This window comes from Parabacteroides sp. CAG:2, from assembly GCF_000436315.1.
GTDB lineage: Bacteria > Bacteroidota > Bacteroidia > Bacteroidales > Tannerellaceae > Parabacteroides > Parabacteroides distasonis.
Map to the genome: position 1 here is coordinate 1 of NZ_FR885323.1, position 15,322 is coordinate 15,322.

The 15,322-nt window shown below is 43.7% G+C and carries 16 protein-coding genes; 8 read left to right on the forward strand and 8 right to left on the reverse strand.

Annotated elements, in window-relative coordinates; genetic code table 11:
- Positions 1-246: 246 nt before the first annotated feature.
- Positions 247-567, reverse strand: coding sequence for a T9SS type A sorting domain-containing protein (locus QVP94_RS15435; RefSeq protein WP_005861068.1), 321 nt, complete (start codon positions 565-567; stop codon positions 247-249).
- Between the two features lie 86 nt (positions 568-653).
- Positions 654-1,568, reverse strand: coding sequence for a ribonuclease Z (locus tag QVP94_RS15440; RefSeq protein WP_005861069.1), 915 nt, complete (start codon positions 1,566-1,568; stop codon positions 654-656).
- A 324-nt stretch (positions 1,569-1,892) separates the two neighbouring features.
- Between QVP94_RS15440 and QVP94_RS15445 the strand changes: the two genes are divergently transcribed.
- Positions 1,893-3,479 (forward strand): M28 family peptidase, encoded by a 1,587-nt coding sequence (locus tag QVP94_RS15445; protein ID WP_022192940.1) that lies wholly within the window; start codon positions 1,893-1,895, stop codon positions 3,477-3,479.
- A gap of 131 nt (positions 3,480-3,610) precedes the next feature.
- Here the strand turns inward: QVP94_RS15445 and QVP94_RS15450 are convergent, their stop codons facing one another.
- The 3 genes from QVP94_RS15450 to QVP94_RS15460 are packed head-to-tail and all read right to left on the reverse strand — an operon-like array spanning position 3,611 to position 6,600.
- Positions 3,611-4,762: a cytochrome d ubiquinol oxidase subunit II gene (locus QVP94_RS15450; protein WP_005861074.1), complete on the reverse strand. Its 1,152-nt coding sequence runs from the start codon at positions 4,760-4,762 to the stop codon at positions 3,611-3,613.
- Positions 4,763-4,802: 40 nt separating this feature from the next.
- A complete protein-coding gene (locus QVP94_RS15455) occupies positions 4,803-6,359 on the reverse strand; it encodes a cytochrome ubiquinol oxidase subunit I (RefSeq protein WP_005861076.1) in 1,557 nt (518 codons plus the stop codon).
- 13 nt (positions 6,360-6,372) lie between these two features.
- Positions 6,373-6,600: a DUF4492 domain-containing protein gene (locus QVP94_RS15460; RefSeq protein WP_005861078.1), complete on the reverse strand. Its 228-nt coding sequence runs from the start codon at positions 6,598-6,600 to the stop codon at positions 6,373-6,375.
- Positions 6,601-6,891: 291 nt separating this feature from the next.
- On the opposite strand from QVP94_RS15460, the gene QVP94_RS15465 reads away from it, so the two are divergent.
- The 7 genes from QVP94_RS15465 (at position 6,892) to QVP94_RS15495 (ending at position 13,086) form a co-directional block, all read left to right on the forward strand.
- Complete coding sequence (locus QVP94_RS15465) at positions 6,892-8,382, forward strand: glycoside 3-dehydrogenase (RefSeq protein WP_005861079.1); 1,491 nt, start codon at positions 6,892-6,894, stop codon at positions 8,380-8,382.
- Between the two features lie 22 nt (positions 8,383-8,404).
- The gene (locus tag QVP94_RS15470) at positions 8,405-9,259 is read left to right on the forward strand and encodes a 3-keto-disaccharide hydrolase (protein ID WP_005861081.1); all 855 of its coding nucleotides are present in this window, start codon (positions 8,405-8,407) and stop codon (positions 9,257-9,259) included.
- A 117-nt stretch (positions 9,260-9,376) separates the two neighbouring features.
- Entirely contained in the window at positions 9,377-9,883 is a 507-nt protein-coding gene (locus tag QVP94_RS15475; protein ID WP_005861083.1) for a DoxX family membrane protein, read from the forward strand.
- A gap of 5 nt (positions 9,884-9,888) precedes the next feature.
- Positions 9,889-11,547, forward strand: coding sequence for a Gfo/Idh/MocA family protein (locus QVP94_RS15480; protein ID WP_005861085.1), 1,659 nt, complete (start codon positions 9,889-9,891; stop codon positions 11,545-11,547).
- Between the two features lie 177 nt (positions 11,548-11,724).
- Complete coding sequence (locus QVP94_RS15485) at positions 11,725-12,132, forward strand: DUF6249 domain-containing protein (protein ID WP_005861087.1); 408 nt, start codon at positions 11,725-11,727, stop codon at positions 12,130-12,132.
- A 10-nt stretch (positions 12,133-12,142) separates the two neighbouring features.
- Positions 12,143-12,706 (forward strand): RNA polymerase sigma factor, encoded by a 564-nt coding sequence (locus QVP94_RS15490; RefSeq protein WP_022192941.1) that lies wholly within the window; start codon positions 12,143-12,145, stop codon positions 12,704-12,706.
- 2 nt (positions 12,707-12,708) lie between these two features.
- Entirely contained in the window at positions 12,709-13,086 is a 378-nt protein-coding gene (locus tag QVP94_RS15495) for a hypothetical protein (protein ID WP_226769929.1), read from the forward strand.
- A gap of 46 nt (positions 13,087-13,132) precedes the next feature.
- Here QVP94_RS15495 and QVP94_RS15500 read toward each other — a convergent pair whose 3' ends face one another.
- Genes QVP94_RS15500 through QVP94_RS15510 form a run of 3 tightly spaced genes read right to left on the reverse strand, consistent with a single transcriptional unit; the run spans position 13,133 to position 15,313 of the window.
- On the reverse strand, positions 13,133-14,218 hold the full coding sequence (locus QVP94_RS15500; protein WP_005861094.1) for a DUF4097 family beta strand repeat-containing protein: 1,086 nt from the start codon (positions 14,216-14,218) through the stop codon (positions 13,133-13,135).
- A 25-nt stretch (positions 14,219-14,243) separates the two neighbouring features.
- Positions 14,244-14,780 (reverse strand): hypothetical protein, encoded by a 537-nt coding sequence (locus QVP94_RS15505; protein ID WP_022192942.1) that lies wholly within the window; start codon positions 14,778-14,780, stop codon positions 14,244-14,246.
- Positions 14,781-14,782: 2 nt separating this feature from the next.
- Positions 14,783-15,313 carry an RNA polymerase sigma factor gene (locus QVP94_RS15510; RefSeq protein WP_022192943.1) on the reverse strand — a complete coding sequence of 177 codons (531 nt, stop codon included), beginning with the start codon at positions 15,311-15,313 and terminating at the stop codon, positions 14,783-14,785.
- Between the last annotated feature and the right edge of the window lie 9 nt (positions 15,314-15,322).

A 15,322-nucleotide genomic window follows, 5' to 3' on the forward strand; every position in this document is an offset into this window, starting at 1 on the left:
GAAGAGGCTGTTAAGGTAGTCGTAAAATAAGACTAACCGATGGACTAAACGAATAGAGGCGGGGAGACCCGCCTTTATGTAATATATAATTAAATAACTATGCCACAAAATAAAGTATCCCGTGACGGGTGAACACGTGGCATATTAATACTAAAGTAATTAAAAGTTCTTCCGCAGGTATCCTCGTGAGAAGAGAAAGCGGATCAAAAAACAAGCCCCGTGGGATTTATCCTATGGGGCTTTTATTTATCGTATCGCCACCTTGCGTACCGTATCGCCAATGCGGATGATATAATATCCCTTTGCGATATCTACGACATATTCGGCGGTGGACTGCTTGACTTCGATTTCTTTCACCTTGATGCCTACGACACTGTAGATTTCCAAGATACTCCCGACAGGAGCGTTCTCTACCTTGATGCGATTCTCGTAGGCCGTGATTTCGATAGGAGAGGGATCTTCTTGCCTAGAAGCAAATGTCTTGACTCCCGATTTATTAGCTTGTGCGTAAACCGGATAACTTGCGGAGAATGCAAGTGCCAAAGCGATGATATGTATAAGCTTCATTTACTTGTCCCTAAATTCGTACAAATGTAGAAAGTTTTCCGCATATTAGAAAGTAATTAGCTTTATTTCGTAAAACGGATGTATGATTATACGCTAAGCCTCATACCTTCCTCTCCTAAGATCGTGCCGGGAAATATCTTGTCTGCTTCTTTCTTTAACGGTGCCATATCCTCGTAACGAGCCGAGTAATGACCGATAACCAATCGCTTCACTTGGGCTTTATAAGCAATCTCGGCCGCTTGGCGGGCGGTAGAGTGGAAGGTCTCTTTCGCACGTGCGGCGTCACATTCAGCGAAAGTCGCCTCGTGGTATAATAAATCCACCCCTTCAATGATGGGGATTATAGATGGGTGAAAAGCTGTATCCGAGCAATAAGCATACCGTTTGGGAGCGACGGCAGGGCGGGTTAAGCGGGCATTCGGGATTACCTCTCCTTCCGGGGTGACGAAATCAGCGCCCCTTTTGATCTCTTGCATCATACGGACGGGAACTTGATAGAAATCTGTCATCTCCCGGATGATATGCGCTTCTTTGGCTTTCTCGGCGAATAAATAGCCACAACAGGGTATACGGTGCTTTAACGGAATGGAATAAACGCTTAAGGAGCGATCTTCCATAACCAACGAATGAGTTGTCGGGTCGATTAAGTTAAAACGGATCTCATAAGGCAACCCTTTACAAAAGATATCAAGTATCGGACGCATATAGCTCTCGATCTCTTTCGGCCCATGAATAACAAGTTCTCCATTACGTCCCAACATACCTAATGTAGAGATCAATCCCGGTAGCCCGAAGCAATGATCTCCGTGTAGGTGGGAGATGAAGATATGATTTAAACGACTGAATTTTATACGCATACGACGCATTTGCACTTGCGTGCCTTCTCCGCAGTCGATCATGTATAGTTTATCTCGTAAATCTACTATTTGAGAGGTCGCCAGATGGCGTGTCGTGGGCAATGCGGAACCGCATCCCAATATGTTTATATCAAAATCAGCCATTTGTTGTCTATGGGAATAATTGAGTGCAAAGATAATACAAAAGCATTTCTGTTCTGTGAAAAATAACAAAAAAACAAAGTGTAATGTATGCAGGATGAGGTGGATTCCATATATTTGTTTGCTGTCCTTCGGGAAAGCGAATATACAGTCGGTAAATAGACTTAAGATATTTTTTTCTAAGCCTTAACTAACTTTTTCTTTTTGTTTAAAACGGTTAAATGTAGAAACGGCCAAGCGTGAGCTTCGCCGTTTCCTTTTTTTATTGTTATTTTGAAATCTAAATACCTATATCTAATAAATTATGTCATTTAACAATCTACGATTATGAACAAGAATTTTATCTCTGTTTTCTTCCTGATGCTCGCTATGGGCGTATCTGTTATGGCCCAGAGTTATGAGGAAGATTTGGCTTTTTTTAAGGAACGAGTAAAGACTTTAGGCTCGGATGAGTTCGGAGGGCGTAAGCCTTTGACCGAGTATGAGACGAAAACAATCCATTACATCGCTGATGAATTTAAGAAACTAGGTCTTCAACCTGCTAATGGCGATAGTTATTTCCAGCCGGTGAAGGAAATATCTACTTTTACCCGTCCGGTAAAGGATAAGATCACGGTGAAATGCGCGAAAGGGTCTATGGATTTGAAGTTCTCGGATGATATTGTCGTTTGGACGAACCGGGGAACTGAGCAGGTAGTTATCCCTACTACGGACTATGTGTTCTGTGGGTTTGGCATTAATGCGCCGGAATATGGATGGAACGATTATGCGAATGTAGACGTGAAGGGGAAAATCGTTATCGCTATGGTGAATGATCCCGGTTTTTATGATACGTCTTTGTTCCGTGGAAAGAACATGACTTATTATGGCCGTTGGACTTATAAGTTCGAGGAGGCGCAACGCCAAGGTGCCGCAGGTTTATTGGTTCTTCATAACGAGGCGGCCGCTTCGTATGGTTGGAAGGTCTGTCAGGCTTCTCACGTGCAGACAAATATCGCTCTTTGCTCGGAGACAATGAATGCGGAAGCTTTGGGCATGAAGGGATGGCTCTCGGAGGAGGCTTGCAAGAAAATGTTCGCCCTTAGCGGATTGAATTTTGATGAGACGATTGCCGCGGCGAAGAAACCGGGTTTCAAGAGTTTTACGATGAAGGCGAAAAGTAAGGTTATATTAAATGTAAAGATGACTGTAGGCGAGTCTCATAACGTGGCGGCTGTTTTACCGGGCACGGACCTGAAAGACGAATACTTGGTTTTTACCGCTCACTGGGATCATTTTGGGATCGGCACGCCGATAGATGGGGACAGTATCTATAATGGCGCTAGCGATAATGCTTCGGGCGTGGCAACCTTAATGTTATTAGCTAAGAAATATCAATCATTGCCTGTTCATTCCCGTCGTTCCATCGTATTCGTGGCGGTGACTTCCGAGGAATGTGGCTTATTAGGTTCTCAGTACTATTGTGAGCATCCTTTGTTCCCTTTATCTAAAACGGCTATTAACTTGAACTTTGACGGCACGGCTCCGCGTGAGCGTACCCATGATATTTCTCTCCGGGCTGCGGGTAAGACGGATACGGATGCCTTGGTGATCGCTATGGCCTCGGCACAAGGACGGACCGTGAAGGTTATTACCGAAGATCCTGCGGGTGGTTATTTCCGTTCCGATCATTTTAATTTCGTGAAAAAAGGCGTACCTACGATTTTAGTTGGTGGCGGTAAGGATTACGTGGATAAAGCACGCCATGAGGCTAAACCGAAAGTTTACCGGTATCACCAACCGAATGATGAGTATGATGAATCTTGGTGGGATTTTGATGGGGCTATGGAAGATATGAACTTAATGTTTAGTATCGGTTTAGTTATCGCCAACAATGATGAGATGCCTAAGTGGACAAAAGAGGCGGACTTCTAAAGGCAATAGATTAATGTGCCAATGTAGCAATATGCCAATATGCTAATGTGTCAATTAAGATACTATCACTTGTATTCTCACTTGACATTGACATATTGGCACATTGGCATATTATTTAATTTGCACATTATTTAATAGGTATGACCTCCTTCTTGCATTTCCTTACTATTGATCTTATGTAGATCAAGCGCTCTCCAAGCATAGAAAATGTAGGCTAATACGAATGGAACGAGAATAGATACATAGCTCATTACTTTCAACGTGAATGGGCTTGAGCAACTATTCTGGATCGTCAATGAACTTTGTAGATCCGCCAAAGATGGGTAGTAAGCCGTATTATTCCATCCTGCGCAAAGTAATAAAGCTAATACGGTCAAGACAGTCCCTGCTCCCGCAAACCAGATGCCTTTTCTCCAAGTCTTCGAGAATATCGTTTTCCCTATGCCGAATAGCACGCCAACCACGCCAATCAATAATACGGCTAACACGATTGGCATCTCGATCAGGTTCATAAAATACTTATACGGTTGCATAAATACTTCTCCGGTATCCGGATTTACGGCAAAACCGTCCACCAACAATAAACGGATCAAGAATGTCAAGAAAAAGACGAGGAACAAGATTGTCTCCGGTATCAATTGTTTCCGGCTTTTAGCGACAATCTCCGGATCATCGATATTGTTGATAAAATAGAGTAGGGCCAGAGCTCGTGCCAAGAAGAAAACTGCCAGTCCTAGGCACAAATTCCAAAATACCAAAGCCGCCTCTAATCCATGCCAAGGATTGGCCCACGTGGAAATGACGGGCATGGCTACATCAGTCAACTGTTCTTTGTTAACAATAAATTCAGCGCCGTTAAAGAAGGTCGCTACAGCGGTTCCGAGTAAGATCGGACCTGCTATACCATTGATCATAAGAAATACTTGATACGTCTTTTTCCCGAGTAGGTTGCCTTTTTTCGCTTGATACTCGTAAGATACAGCTTGTATCACGAAGCAAAGCAAGATCAGCATCCATACCCAATAGGCTCCGCCGAAGCTTGTGGAATAAAATAAAGGGAAAGAGGCGAAGAAAGCACCTCCGAAAGTGACCAACGTAGTGAAAGTAAACTCCCACTTACGCCCGGTCGAGTTCAATAACATTTTTTGCTGTATCTCCGTCTTGCCGATAGTGAAGAGTAGAGATTGGCCTCCTTGTACAAAAAGAAGGAATACTAATAGCGCTCCGAGTAGAGATACCAGAAACCACCAGTAATGTTGTAACAATATATATGTACTATCCATAGGACTTTCTATTTAAGAATTGATATTTGAAAATTGAAAATTAGTGGGCGGCAGCTTCCGGCCCTTTCTTGATGGCCTTAACCATGATTCCAATCTCTGCGATCAGCAGGATCGTAAATAAGATAAGGAACAGGTAGAAAGTGGTCTGTACCGAGGATGGGTTTAACTTGGATATCGAAGCGCTGGTCGGCAAGATATCCTGTATAGCCCAAGGTTGACGTCCTACCTCCGCTACGATCCAACCGGCTTGTCCCGCTATATATCCTAAAGGTATAGACCATAGGCCCACGTATTGCAACCAACGTGTATTAGCGATTTTCCCTTTTTTATCCCATATCAACGTAATAATGAATAGTAAGATGAAGAAACAACCAAGGATCACCATCACACGGAAAGAATAGAATGTCAATCCTACATGCGGGATTAACTCTGCCGGATCCTTAATATAACCATATCCGAAATAGGGGAAATTCTCTTCCAAGGTTACCCTGTATTGTGCGGCTGCTGCGGTATCTTTATCTTTAACCGCTTTGCGATAATCAGCTAACGCTTTGATGGCGGTTTTACCTTTCTCTATTTTTTCTTTGGCGGAGAGCGCTACCGTTCCTTTATTGGTCGTATAACCTCCCTCTATTAAGTTTACGATTCCCGGAACGTATGCGTTCATGTCACGTTCTGCTAAGAAGGAGAGGAGTTTGGGGAACTTAATGTCAAAAATAAATGCGTTCTGGTTATCCAGATAACTCGTCTTTGCCGGATTTAAGATGCCGATACCTACGAGTCCTACTCCGTTGCCACCCTCATAAAGACCTTCCATGGCGGCTAGTTTCATCGGCTGCTTTTGAGCGACTTGGTAAGCGGAGCCATCACCCGTCCAGATAATAAGGATGGAGGCTACCAACCCGAATATAGCGCTGACCTTGATACTTGACAAAGCGAATTCGGTATTCCGTTTCTTTAATAAATACCAGCAGCTGATTCCTAGTACGAACAAGGCGCCTACGATCCAACCGGACAATACCGTATGGAAAAACTTATTAATGGCGACAGGCGATAAGGCTACGGCCCAGAAATCGAACATCTCGTTACGGACCGTATCCGGATTGAAATGCATACCGACCGGATATTGCATCCATGCGTTAGCGATCAAGATCCAGAGAGCGGAAAGAGTAGCGCCGATAATCGTCAGCCAAGTGGAGGCGAGATGAAAGCGTTTGCTAACCTTGTCCCAACCAAAAAACATAACAGCGATAAAGGTAGCTTCCATAAAGAAGGCGAGAATTCCCTCGATAGCCAAAGGTGCCCCGAAGATATCCCCGACAAACCAACTATAGTTAGACCAGTTGGTTCCGAACTCGAACTCGAGGATCAATCCCGTAGCGACACCGATAGCGAAATTGATACCGAATAATTTCATCCAAAATTGGGCGGTCTTTTTCCATGCCTCATTACCTGTCCGATAATAAATCGTCTCCATAATAGCTTGGATAACGCCAAGTCCTAGTGTTAGTGGCACGAAGAGCCAATGATACATGGCAGTAAGGGCAAATTGAGCCCTCGACCAATCGATCAATGAAGTGTCAATGTTTTCAATCATATTTATTAATGTTTTAAGGATTTATTGCCCGTTGTATGAGTTCGTTCGATACGTGGTTCTCCTTCTCACTATCGCTATCGAATTGCCCGAGATAATTAGGAAAGAAGAATAATCTCAGGATAAAAAACATGATAAACAATTTGACTAGAATGATTAGCCAAAGAGTCTTGCCCAGCTTCATCTCCCGGAATCCTTCCAGATAAAAGCGATATATTCGTATGAATGCAGATTCTTTTTTCATATAGTTGTTCTCATTTAAGATAACAGTTGTTAATATGAATATGTTTTCATGTTTTTACAAATATATCCAAACTGCGTTAATAAAATACCCCCAATCCTATAGATAATATTTATGAAATTATAAATAAGATCTATCCTGTCTGTTAAAAAAAACTATTTTAAATAAGAAAGCGGTCTTTTGATCTTGTCAATAATACAGCATTGGCTATATTTGCGACAATTTGTTGCCTGTAAAGGTGTAAAGACACATGAAATATCATTGTTAAGTGCTAATCTATAAAAAATTATTACTATGTCTAACATTTCTAGAAGATCTTTTCTTCAAAAAGGTACGGCTGCCGCAGCAGCTTTGACTATTGTTCCGAGTGCGGTCCTAGGTAAAACCCATGGTCATATCGCTCCAACTGATAAATTGAATATTGCCGGTGTTGGTATCGGAGGTATGGGTAACGCTAACTTAAAGAACATGGAGACTACCGAGAATATCGTAGCTCTTTGTGACATCGACTGGAAGTACTCAAAACCTGTATTCGACCGTCATCCTCAAGCTAAAAAATACTGGGACTATCGTAAGATGTATGATGAGATGGGTAAATCTATTGACGCTGTGTTGGTAGCTACCGCTGACCATACTCATGCGATGATCACAGCTGACGCTATGACGCTTGGCAAACACGTATACACTCAGAAACCGTTGACTCACTCTGTTTATGAGTCCCGTTTGCTTACGAACTTGGCTAAGAAGTATGACGTAGCTACTCAGATGGGTAACCAAGGTTCTTCATTGGCTGAAGGTGTAGATTTGATCTGTGAATGGATTTGGAATGGTGAGATCGGTGAGGTTACTAAAGTAGAATGCGCTACCAACCGTCCTATCTGGCCGCAAGGTTTGAACGCTCCTGAGAAAGTTGATAAGATTCCTTCTACATTGAATTGGGATTTGTTTACGGGTCCTGCTAAATTGAGACCGTTTAATAAGACATATCATCCTTGGAACTGGCGCGGATGGTGGGATTATGGTACAGGTGCGTTGGGTGATATGGCTTGCCACATCTTACATCCGGTATTCAAAGGCTTGAATTTAGGCTATCCGACAAGAGTTCAAGGTTCTTCTACATTGTTATTACAAGACTGTGCTCCTAACGCTCAGCATGTTAAGTTGGTATTCCCGGCTCGTGATAATATGCCAAAGGTAGCTATGCCGGAGGTTGAAGTTCACTGGTATGATGGTGGTATGATGCCGGATCGTCCAGAAGGATTCCCTCAAGGTAAGGAATTGATGGGTGAAGGTGGTGGATTGTGTATCTTCCATGGTACGAAAGATACATTGATCTGCGGTTGCTACGGTGTTAACCCATGGTTGTTATCTGGTCGTAAACCGAACGTTCCTCAAACATTGCGCCGCGTGAAAGACGCTATGAAGGGTGGTCACGAACAAGACTGGATTCGTGCTTGTAAGGAAAGCGCAGGCAGCCGTGTTCAGACGAAGTCTAACTTCTTGGAGGCTGGTCCGTTCAATGAAATGGTTGTAATGGGTGTATTGGCTGTTCGTTTGCAAAGATTGAATAAAGAATTGTTGTGGGATGGCCCTAACATGAGATTTACGAATATCGATCCGAATGAGACAATCAAGATCATCAAGAAAGATACATTCGAGGTTATCGATGGTGACCCGAAATTCAAGACAGAGTGGACGGATCCAATTAATGCTCAAGAATTTGCCGCAGGCTTGATCAAGCACAACTACCGTGAAGGCTGGAAGTTGGTAGATATGCCGAGATAATAGTTTTAACTCAATAAATAAAATGAAAAAGTCAGTATTATTAGCAAGTGCCGCTATCATGATGTGTTATTTCACTTCTTGTGGTGGTGGAAAGAAAACAGAAGAAGCTCCTGCAGCTGCTGAGACTACAACAGAAGCCGCAGCTCCTGAGTACAAGCTCATGACAGATCTTCCTACTGTAGATATCACGACTTTCCCGAAAGATAAAGAGGGTAGATATGTGATCTTCGATGGTAAGACATTCAATGGCTGGAGAGGTTATGACCGTGCTGACGTTCCGGGTGCTTGGACAATCGAGGACGGAGCGATCAAAATCAATGGCTCTGGTGCTGGTGAGGCTGGTGCTTCCAACGGTGGGGACTTGATCTTCGCTCATAAGTTGGGTAACTTCGAGCTTGAGTTCGAATGGAAAGTAGGTAAAGGCTCTAACTCTGGTGTATTCATCATGATTCAAGAGGTAGAGGGACAACCTTCTTACATCTCTGCTCCTGAGTACCAAGTATTGGATAACGAGAACCACCCCGACGCTAAGTTAGGTAAGGATGGCAACCGTAAATCTTCTTCTTTGTATGACATGATTCCTGCTAAACCGCAGAACGCAAAACCGTTCGGTGAGTGGAACAAGGGTAAGATCATGTGCTATAAGGGTACAGTTGTTCACTATTTGAATAGCGATGAACCTGTTGTTGAGTATCACTTGTGGACTCCGCAATGGAAAGAAATGTTGGATAATAGCAAATTTAGCAAAGACAAATGGCCGTTGGCTTATGAGTTGTTGTTGAATTGCGGTGGCGCTAACAAAGAAGGTTTCATCGGATTTCAAGACCACGGGGATGATGTTTGGTTCCGTAACATTACTGTTAAAGTTTTGGATTAATCGTATCAAGCACATTTTAGCATAAATAACGCCCGAGGCCTAAATCTATGATTTTAGCTTCGGGTGTTGTGTTTTTAATAATCGACTTTTTCTAAACCAATTTTTTAGGACCAAGAAATGAAAATAGAACAAGGTTACACGAAAGCGCAGATGACTTGGCTGATGATGCTGCGTCTTTTTATAGGTTGGCACTTTATGTATGAAGGCCTAGTAAAAATCATGAACCCAAAATGGACATCTCTACCCTATCTACTCGATTCAAAGGGTCCCGCTGCTTCATTTTTTATCAAATTGACTCAAGACGACAGTTTGATGACAACCATCAACTTCTTGAATGAGTGGGCTCTGTTATTGATCGGCCTAGGCTTGACTTTAGGCTGTTTGTATCGTTTATCTTCTGTTGGAGGTATGATTCTTCTCGCTATGTACACGTTATCCCACCCCTCTTTCGTGGGAGCGAGCTATATGATGCCGTTTGAAGGCTCTTATTTATGGATTGACAAGAACCTTGTGGAGTTCGCCGCTTTAGGCTTGATGTGCGTATTCCCTACATCACAAATCATAGGATTCGATCGTGTGTTAGGACGTGTGTGTCCGATATTGCATAAACTTAAATTTATTTGATACCCATGGCAACAGAAGATGCAAAGAATACTCCTTCTCAGGAGCAAATGCCCGATAAAGGACGTCGGGACACATTGAAGACATTGGCTACAGTGCCTATCTTAGGTGCTTTGGCATATGGCGTTTACCAAAAAAGGAAAGACGCTTTAAGAGGCCGTAACATATCAGATGTATTTCAGGTAAGTAACAGGCAGGCCTCCTATTTAGAGCCGCAAGGCGATGGTAAGAAGATCCGTATCGGTTTGGTAGGCTTCGGTATTCGTGGAAAGCAATTGATGCGTGCCGCAGGTTTCGCTGAGCCTTCTTGGATCGATAAGATGAAAGAGGCTAATAAGTTGAATAAGAAAGACACGCGTTATCAGCAATATATGGAGCAAGATGATCTGAATATTGAGATAACCGCGGTTTGTGATATATTTGATGTATATGGTGAGGCCGCTGTATTGACCGGTTCCAATATCCATCGTGAGGGTAGCGGCGGTAAGTTCGGGCCTGCTCCGAAACGTTACCGGACTTATCAAGAGCTGGTAACGGCTCCGGATGTGGATGCCGTTATTATCGCTGGTCCGGACCACTGGCATAGCACGATCGCTATGGCTGCGGCACGTGCCGGAAAGCATGTATATTGCGAGAAACCGTTATCATGGACGGTTCCTGAGACGTATATGGTTCGCCAAGTGATCAAAGAGACTGGCGTTGTATTTCAGTTAGGTCACCAAGGACGTCAGACCGATTGCTATCAGAAGGCCGAGGAGATTATCGGTAACGGATTATTAGGCCCTGTTAACTTGATCGAGGTTTGTACGAACCGTAACTCTCCAAATGGTGCTTGGGTATATGATATTATCGAAGGCTCTAATCCGAATACGATCGATTGGAAACAGTTTGAAGGTGATCCTGAGCGTATTAAGGAGTATATGGATTATATGACATCCAATAAGCTTGAAAGATATATCGGTCCGGACGAGCGTAGCAAGTTTAGTCTGGAACGTTTCTTCCGCTGGCGTTGCTGGTGGGATTATAGTACAGGTCTTTCCGGTGACTTGTTGACACATGAGTACGACGCTGTCAACCAGATCATGCATGTAGGTATACCTCATTCCGCTACTTCATCCGGTGGTGTTTATTTCTTCAAGGACGGACGTACGGTACCTGATGTATTGCAGACTACTTTCGAGTGGCCGGATCGTGACTTGACGATGTTGTATAGCGCTACATTGGCAAGTAGCCGTAACCGTGGCAAGGTGTTCATGGGGCATGATGCTTCTATGGAGGTTTCCAATATCTTGGCTATTACGGTTGACCAAGATTCCACTCGTTATGCGGATAAGATCAAGGAAGGTATTATTCCTACAGATACCCCGTTCTATACCTATGTACCGGGACAAAATAGCTCGGATTCCGTTACATCTCCTACGGAGTTGTATTTCGCTAAACGTGGTTTGCTGTATACGTATGTAAATGGTAAACGTTATGATACGACTCACTTGCATATCCGTGAGTGGCTGGAATGTATCCGTCAAGGCAAGACTCCTAGCTGTAATATCGACGCTGCTTTCCAAGAAGCTATGACTGCCCACATGGGTACTCGCGCTTATCTGGAAGGACGTACGATGTACTGGGATAAGGACAAAGAAGAGATCGTAAGAGGTGAACTTGCGTAAGTATCTAAAAAGACGATAAATAACTTTCCCAAGAAGCGAACTTCATAAATGGATGGAGTTCGCTTCTTTTATTTGTGCATGTATAAAATTTCTTCTCTTTTTTGTAACCGATTTGTGATTACTCATGTCTTATTGATAAAAGCGAATAATTTATTAAACCTTTAAAGAATAAAAGATATGAACGAGTTGTGGATTCCTATTTTAGGTGTTATTTGTGCGGTAGGTATGCCGGTATTGTTAGGTATTATCGCTAGTTACATGACCATTAAAAGTAAGCATGAGGAAAAGATGGCGATGATCGAGAAAGGAATTGTGTTGGAAGAGGCTATGCGCCCCGAGAGAAGGCCTAATCGTTATAATACCCTGCGTAACGGTATTTTTATGATCGGTTTGTCATTGGGTGTGATTGTCGGTATGATGCTCGACTCTGCTTTCACTTACGATAGCGATTGGTTCTTTTTGTTAGTTCCGGCTATTACGATTATGTTCGGTGGAGTAGCTTTTATAATTTATTTCTTTCTTTCCCGTTCTTTAATGGAGAAGGAGAGATTGGAGGACGAGAAGAAAATGCGTCTGGAAGAATAAACGATACCGGATGGATGAGCGAAAGTGGATAGAACGTATTTTGGCAGGGGACACGCAAAGTTTCTCCTGCCTTGTCGCGAAGTATGAGAAGATGGCTTATACCATCGCTTTTCGTATCTTGGAAAATCGCGAGGAGGCAGAAGAGGCCGTACAGGATGCGTTCGTGAAGATGTATCGTGCTCTTTCCGATTTTCATTTCGATAGTAAGTTCTCAACATGGTTTTATAGGATCGTGTATCGTACGGCGTTGATGGCCTTGAGACAACAGCGTATGTTCGTGAGTTATGAGGAGGCGGGCCCTGTAGACCTTTCGAATGACGAAGTTGAATCGGCTACGGCTTTATTAGAGCGTGAGGACCGGAAAGAGATGATCGCACGTACGCTGAAAAAGCTTCCGGCTGATGAGGCCTTGTTGCTTACTCTTTATTATTTGGAGGAATGCTCGGTGGAAGAGATCTGTCAGATCACTGAATTGAGCGCTTCTAATGTGAAAGTAAAACTATTCCGTGGGCGGAAACGGTTTTATGAAGTGTTGCAAGATAAAATGAAATTAGAGACAGCTGATTTGTTATGAATATGAATGAGAAAGATATTGATCATTTGACACGTAAGTTGATGCGAGGGACGGCGGAACAACCTTCGGCCTCATTAAACTCCCGTATTATGGCATTGATTATACAAGAGAAGAAGCGGGTATATAAGTACTATATCAAGAAACGATTTACACCTGTAGGCATTTTTAGCATATTTGTCGCTTATATGCTTGTGTTAGTAGGCATCTTGTATTTGGTTAAGCTTTCTCCGGGCGGGGCGGAAACGGTTTTAGGCTCTTTGCGAGCCTATTTCCCGATTGTTTTAACGATTGCTTCCGGGATCTCTTGTTTCTTCCTGTTTACACAACTCGATAACTGGTTGAAGAGAGAAGAGATACGCCGGCAAAACACCTCAAAATAAAAATATCCGGTTGTAGAGACGGGGCACGCCCCGTCTCTACAACTGATTAATTGGCCTTGACTTTTAGATTTCCGTAACGATTTCCTTCGAAGTGAATCGTCGGTTGCTTTCCACCATTAATCTCATAGGTGTAATTCTTGTCACGATCCTCATCGTCAAAATGCTTGCGGGTGATATTGAAACCGTTCACGTCGCAGCTTGAATACTTCATGTTCTCCGCTACTATCCGGAAAGAAGTTTTTGCGGGAAGCGCTACCTCTAAATTCCCATAATGGGATTCTACGTTCACCTTCGAGAAAGAGGGAGACAAGTTCCGTATCTTTAAGTTACTATAGCTAAGGCTACTTACATTCAATGCATCCTTAAGGGTCCCGATTTTAGCGTCGCTGTACTTAATCTCCATGTCTAGTCTGCTTACGCTTTCAATGGTGAGATTACCATATTTAATCTCCATGCGTAAAGATTGTATATCCTGTATATCCAGATTGGAATATTTGCTGTCTATCGTTAAATCTTTAGCGTTGCGAATCTTGGCGGTTCCTACGTAGCCCAGATCCAGTTGGGCGTCCTGCAGATTTCCTACCTCGATGTTACCATATTTGGCCTCTATCATTGCGTTGGCTGTGAAATTACCCGCATTCAGGTTGCCGTATTTTACATGGATATCCATGTTGCCGTTATTATCGCTTGGCAAGTTGATGTTTCCGTATTTCTGGTTCAAGTCTGCGGCGAGCTTAGGAGGCATCTGGATATAATAATTGATCGTCATGGACTCATTATTCGAATTGCTATTCATCTCCTTCTTTATCGTAGTGACCGCTGAGACAATACCACCTATCTTCTTGGTCTCGATTTGGATACGGTCCAAGTTCTCTTGAGCACGTTCCTCGCTGCGAGCCTTACATTCTACCTCAACCCGTATAGCTACCGTATTCTGATTCCAGTGGGTAACGGTGATGTTTCCATAACGGTTTTCTACTTGGAGACGATCACCGGCGCTTACGCTGTAGGATTGGGATATCTCTTTTTTCTTGATCTTCTCTTGTGGCCTAGCTATTGCCGATAGATTGCATAGCAGCAATACGAAAGTCAGCAATACGGCGGGACTCAATTTTACGTGTGTCGTGTTCATGATTGATATGTATTAATTGTTATTACTATTTCTGGTTATCCGTGACTTGTTCCATTTGCTTAAGCATCAGCGTGAGGCCCTCCAAGCTATTGCTGTAATGTTGGGTCATGGCGAAGAGACCGTCGTTGGAACAAGGCAAGGTAGGGAGTATCGTTTCCTCGAACATATAATTATCCGTGAGGATCCGTTTGCTCTCTTGCAATAACTCCTCCGCTCCCGGTGTCCGGTCCTGTTTATACAACTTCTTCATTTGCGCCAATACGTCGTTCATTTGCATATTGTAATATAGGCGTAGTTCCTCGATCTCCTCTTGGGTCTCGCAGGTCTGGGCCGTGGTCTTTTGCGCGGGTTCCGGCAGACCGGTCCCTTCCGGCAAGCGGAATAAGAGCAACAAAGCGATAGAGGCAGCTATGACAAAGGCCGATAGGCTGTATAGGGCCGCACGGTTTTTCCGTGGCTTCGGCAGTTTTTGCTCGAAACGTTCGAAGTGACCTTCGGGAAGCATCTCATCTTCCTCGAATGCGTCACGGTTTGCGTCTATGAAATTCTTTAGTTTATCCATGTTTAATTGGCTGCTATAATGTCTAACAATTTCCGCTTAGCGCGTAGGTACTGGCTACGGACGCTTGGCGGTTGAATTTTCAGGATAGAGGCGATCTCTTCCATATCATATCCCTCAAAGAGGTAAAGCGAGAGGATTATGCGGTAGCCTGCCGGCAACTTCTTGGTAGCTTCCTTTATCTGTGCCACGGAATATTGGATTTCTTCCTCGTCCGGTCCGTCCGTTTCCGGTTCGGCCAGATTGTCGGAAAGCTCCTCTTGGTCCGGTGCTTGGCGGCGTACATAATCGATGGCCGTATGGATGGCGATGCGATGCATCCATGCCTCAAAGCATTGCCCGTCATGATATTGGTCCAAGCGTGTGAAGATCTTGAGGAACGAGTCCTGCATGGCTTCTTCCGCCTCGGATGAGTTGCCTACGATACGCGAGCAGGCTATATACAATCGCTGTGCGTATTGTTTGTACAACTTCAGTTGCGAGCTCCGGTCTCCCCGGCGGCAACCCTCGATCAGATGTTCGGTTACTTTGTCCATTTGTTTATA

What these genes read in the sequence shown, in the direction of transcription:
- QVP94_RS15475 (WP_005861083.1), top strand. Translation starts at nt 9,377, where the DNA reads ATGAAAATAGAACAAGGTTACACGAAAGCGCAGATGACTTGGCTGATG.
- QVP94_RS15510 (WP_022192943.1), bottom strand. Translation starts at nt 15,313, where the DNA reads ATGGACAAAGTAACCGAACATCTGATCGAGGGTTGCCGCCGGGGAGAC.
- QVP94_RS15435 (WP_005861068.1), bottom strand. Translation starts at nt 567, where the DNA reads ATGAAGCTTATACATATCATCGCTTTGGCACTTGCATTCTCCGCAAGT.
- QVP94_RS15490 (WP_022192941.1), top strand. Translation starts at nt 12,143, where the DNA reads ATGGATGAGCGAAAGTGGATAGAACGTATTTTGGCAGGGGACACGCAA.
- QVP94_RS15500 (WP_005861094.1), bottom strand. Translation starts at nt 14,218, where the DNA reads ATGAACACGACACACGTAAAATTGAGTCCCGCCGTATTGCTGACTTTC.
- QVP94_RS15485 (WP_005861087.1), top strand. Translation starts at nt 11,725, where the DNA reads ATGAACGAGTTGTGGATTCCTATTTTAGGTGTTATTTGTGCGGTAGGT.
- QVP94_RS15450 (WP_005861074.1), bottom strand. Translation starts at nt 4,762, where the DNA reads ATGGATAGTACATATATATTGTTACAACATTACTGGTGGTTTCTGGTA.
- QVP94_RS15470 (WP_005861081.1), top strand. Translation starts at nt 8,405, where the DNA reads ATGAAAAAGTCAGTATTATTAGCAAGTGCCGCTATCATGATGTGTTAT.
- QVP94_RS15495 (WP_226769929.1), top strand. Translation starts at nt 12,709, where the DNA reads ATGAATGAGAAAGATATTGATCATTTGACACGTAAGTTGATGCGAGGG.
- QVP94_RS15440 (WP_005861069.1), bottom strand. Translation starts at nt 1,568, where the DNA reads ATGGCTGATTTTGATATAAACATATTGGGATGCGGTTCCGCATTGCCC.
- QVP94_RS15445 (WP_022192940.1), top strand. Translation starts at nt 1,893, where the DNA reads ATGAACAAGAATTTTATCTCTGTTTTCTTCCTGATGCTCGCTATGGGC.
- QVP94_RS15455 (WP_005861076.1), bottom strand. Translation starts at nt 6,359, where the DNA reads ATGATTGAAAACATTGACACTTCATTGATCGATTGGTCGAGGGCTCAA.
- QVP94_RS15460 (WP_005861078.1), bottom strand. Translation starts at nt 6,600, where the DNA reads ATGAAAAAAGAATCTGCATTCATACGAATATATCGCTTTTATCTGGAA.
- QVP94_RS15465 (WP_005861079.1), top strand. Translation starts at nt 6,892, where the DNA reads ATGTCTAACATTTCTAGAAGATCTTTTCTTCAAAAAGGTACGGCTGCC.
- QVP94_RS15480 (WP_005861085.1), top strand. Translation starts at nt 9,889, where the DNA reads ATGGCAACAGAAGATGCAAAGAATACTCCTTCTCAGGAGCAAATGCCC.
- QVP94_RS15505 (WP_022192942.1), bottom strand. Translation starts at nt 14,780, where the DNA reads ATGGATAAACTAAAGAATTTCATAGACGCAAACCGTGACGCATTCGAG.